The organism is Rhodoblastus sp. (assembly GCF_041915505.1).
GTDB lineage: Bacteria > Pseudomonadota > Alphaproteobacteria > Rhizobiales > Beijerinckiaceae > Rhodoblastus.
The window spans coordinates 1-2,583 of record NZ_JAYSBG010000444.1; the positions used below are offsets into that span (position 1 = coordinate 1).

Annotated in this window: 3 protein-coding genes and 1 pseudogene; 2 read left to right on the forward strand and 2 right to left on the reverse strand. The window is 66.1% G+C overall.

All coding sequences use genetic code 11. The features are described 5' to 3' along the window. Nucleotides 1-147 (reverse strand): annotated as a pseudogene (locus tag ACE3S9_RS18320) (2-hydroxychromene-2-carboxylate isomerase); the annotation flags it as partial. 82 nt (nt 148-229) lie between these two features. Here ACE3S9_RS18320 and ACE3S9_RS18325 point away from each other — a divergent pair. Further along, the gene (locus tag ACE3S9_RS18325) at nt 230-907 is read left to right on the forward strand and encodes a phosphatase PAP2 family protein (RefSeq protein WP_374547910.1); all 678 of its coding nucleotides are present in this window, start codon (nt 230-232) and stop codon (nt 905-907) included. Between the two features lie 6 nt (nt 908-913). Further along, nucleotides 914-2,158 (forward strand): urate hydroxylase PuuD, encoded by a 1,245-nt coding sequence (locus ACE3S9_RS18330; protein ID WP_374547911.1) that lies wholly within the window; start codon nt 914-916, stop codon nt 2,156-2,158. Between the two features lie 18 nt (nt 2,159-2,176). On the opposite strand, the gene ACE3S9_RS18335 is transcribed toward ACE3S9_RS18330, so the two are convergent. Next, nucleotides 2,177-2,583 (reverse strand): glutathione S-transferase C-terminal domain-containing protein (locus tag ACE3S9_RS18335; RefSeq protein ID WP_374547912.1); only part of this gene is annotated, 407 nt, incomplete at its 5' end.

Sequence of the window (2,583 nt, forward strand, 5' to 3'; positions counted from 1 at the left end):
CCAGCCCTGCGCCGAAAAAATCGCCCCGAGCAGGAAGGGCCGCCAGCGCAGGCGCACGCCCGCCGCTTCCGCCAGCGGACCGGCCCGCATGACGGCGAGATAGGAATAGGTGCTGGCGAATTCGTACCAGAAATCGAGTTCGGGCAAGGCCGCTTCCCCTCGCGCCGCGCTTGAGCGACAGCGACAAATTAGTCTAGAGCAGGAATGACGGACAGCCGCAAGGACCGAAGTGACGCGCAAAACTCTGATCATCCTGCTCATCGCCACGATCTATCTGTTCGCCATTTTCGCGCTCTGGCCGCAAATCGATCTCGGAATCGCCGGGCTGTTCCACAGCTCGGGGCGCTTCATCGCGCGCGGCCCGACCGGCGACCTGTGGCGGCGTTTCTTCTATGACGCACCTTATCTCCTGCTCGGCGCCTTCCTGCTGACGGCGCTGGCGAAAAAATGCGGCCGGGTCGAAAAGGGCCCGGATGGACGCGCCATCATCTTTCTGGTCGCCACGCTGGCTTTGGGCCCAGGCCTGCTGGTCAATGGCGTGCTGAAGGAAATTTCCCACCGACCCCGGCCGGAGCAGACCCGCGATTTCGGCGGGCCATGGACCTTCCAGCCCTATGAAAGTTTCGGCGGCCAATGCGCGAGAAATTGCTCCTTCGTTTCGGGCGAGGCGGCGACCGCCGCCTGGACACTCGCGCCGGCCTTGCTCGCCCCGCCGCCGGCGCGGGCCTTTGCCGTGGCGGCGGCGCTGCTGTTCACCCTCGCCACCGCTGGCCTGCGCATGGCCTATGGCGGCCATTATCTTTCCGACGTGACCTTCGCAGCTTTGTTCACCTTTCTCATCGTGCTCGGCGCCTACCAATGGTATCGTCGCCCGCCCCGACCGAAAGGCGAAAAACCGAGGGAATAGAGGCGCATGGATTTTTTCGCCGTCGCGCTCGACGACGCTGCTGTGCTGACGCGCTGGCTGCATGTCGTGGCCGCCTTCATCTGGGTCGGCTCGGCGCTCGCCTTGTTGAAACTGGAACTCGCCGCGCGGCCGCGTGGCGAAGGCGCGCCGAGCGGTTGGCGCACGCCAGAGCAAGGCGCCGAACAACCCGCGCCGCAGACGCTGTTCCTGCACGCCGGCGCGGGATTCCGTCTTGCCCGCGCGAAAGACGCCGATGGCGGTGAACGGGCGCTGAATTTCAAGATGGAGGCCTATGCGACCTGGGCGAGCGGCTTCGCTCTGCTCTGCCTCATCTTCTGCGCCGCGCCCCGGCTCTATCTGATCGATCCGTCCCTATGGAACGCCGCGCCCTGGGCTGCGGTCGCCGCCGCGCTAATCCCGCTGGCTTTGTCCTGGCTGGCCTATGACGCCTTGTGCAAGAGAAGCGGCCTGACCGGCGACGCGTTGCTCGCCGCTCTGTTCATGTTCGCGGCCGTGCTCGCTCTGGCGCTCACCCATGTTTTCGCGGGGCGCGCGGCCTACCTACTGATCGGCGCGCATTTCGGCACGATCATGACCGCCAATATCGCCCATGTGATCGCGCCCGCGCAGAAAAGGCGGCTGGCCTCGCTGCGCGCCGGCCTTCCCGCCGACGAGACGGACGCCAAGACGGCGCTCACCCGCGCGCTGCACAATCAATATCTCGCCTTGCCGATCATTTTCTTCATGCTATCGGGCCATGCGCCGCTGCTGTTCGCCGGGCCCGACAATGGCGTGGCGGCCGTGCTGTTCATCGCCGGATTTTTCCTGATCCGCCGGCTCTGGCTGGCTTTTTTGCGCAGCGCGGCGCTGGACAAGCGGCTCGCGGCGGCGGCCGTCGCCTGTTTCGCGCTCGGCCTTTATCTCTCCGCGCCAAGCGCGCCGCCGCCCGTTAATGAAGCGCGCAGCGCCAGCGAGGCCATCACTTTGGCGATGCGGCCGGACGACGCGGAAATCGCCGCGATCATCGAAAGCCGCTGCCTCGCCTGCCACGCCGCGCAACCGCAGATGAGCGGCCTCGCTCATGCGGCCGGCGGGCTGGACTTTTCGCGATCCGGGGATCTGCCGAAATATCGCCGGGAGATTTTACGCGCGGCGGTCTTTTCGCGGGCCATGCCGCCGCCGGGCGCGGCGCCGCCCCTCGATGCCGATGAGAAAGCGCGGCTGATCCGCTGGGCCGCACAGGCTGACTGACGACAATCCGACTGACGCTCAGAACTCGACGTCGAGTTCTTCCATCTCGTCCGGCTCGACCTTGGCGCCCTCGGCCCATTCCACCATCGGGCCCCAGGCCAGGATATGGTCGCGGAAAGCGGCGCATTCGGAATCGAGCGCGACATTATAGGTCGCGAAACGCGAGCACACCGGCGCGAACATGGCGTCGGCGAGGCTGGGCTTTTTGCCGAACAGGAACGGGCCGCCGTAACGGCTGAGGCAATCGCGCCAGATCGCACAAACGCGCTCGATATCGGGCTTGGCGCCGGACCACACCCGGAAATTGGGGAAATGCGCCTTGATGTTCATCGGCAAGGCGGAGCGCAGATTGCTGAAGCCGGAATGCATCTCGCCCGACACCGCGCGATTGTGGGTGCGCGCCGCGAGATCGGACGGCAGGACGC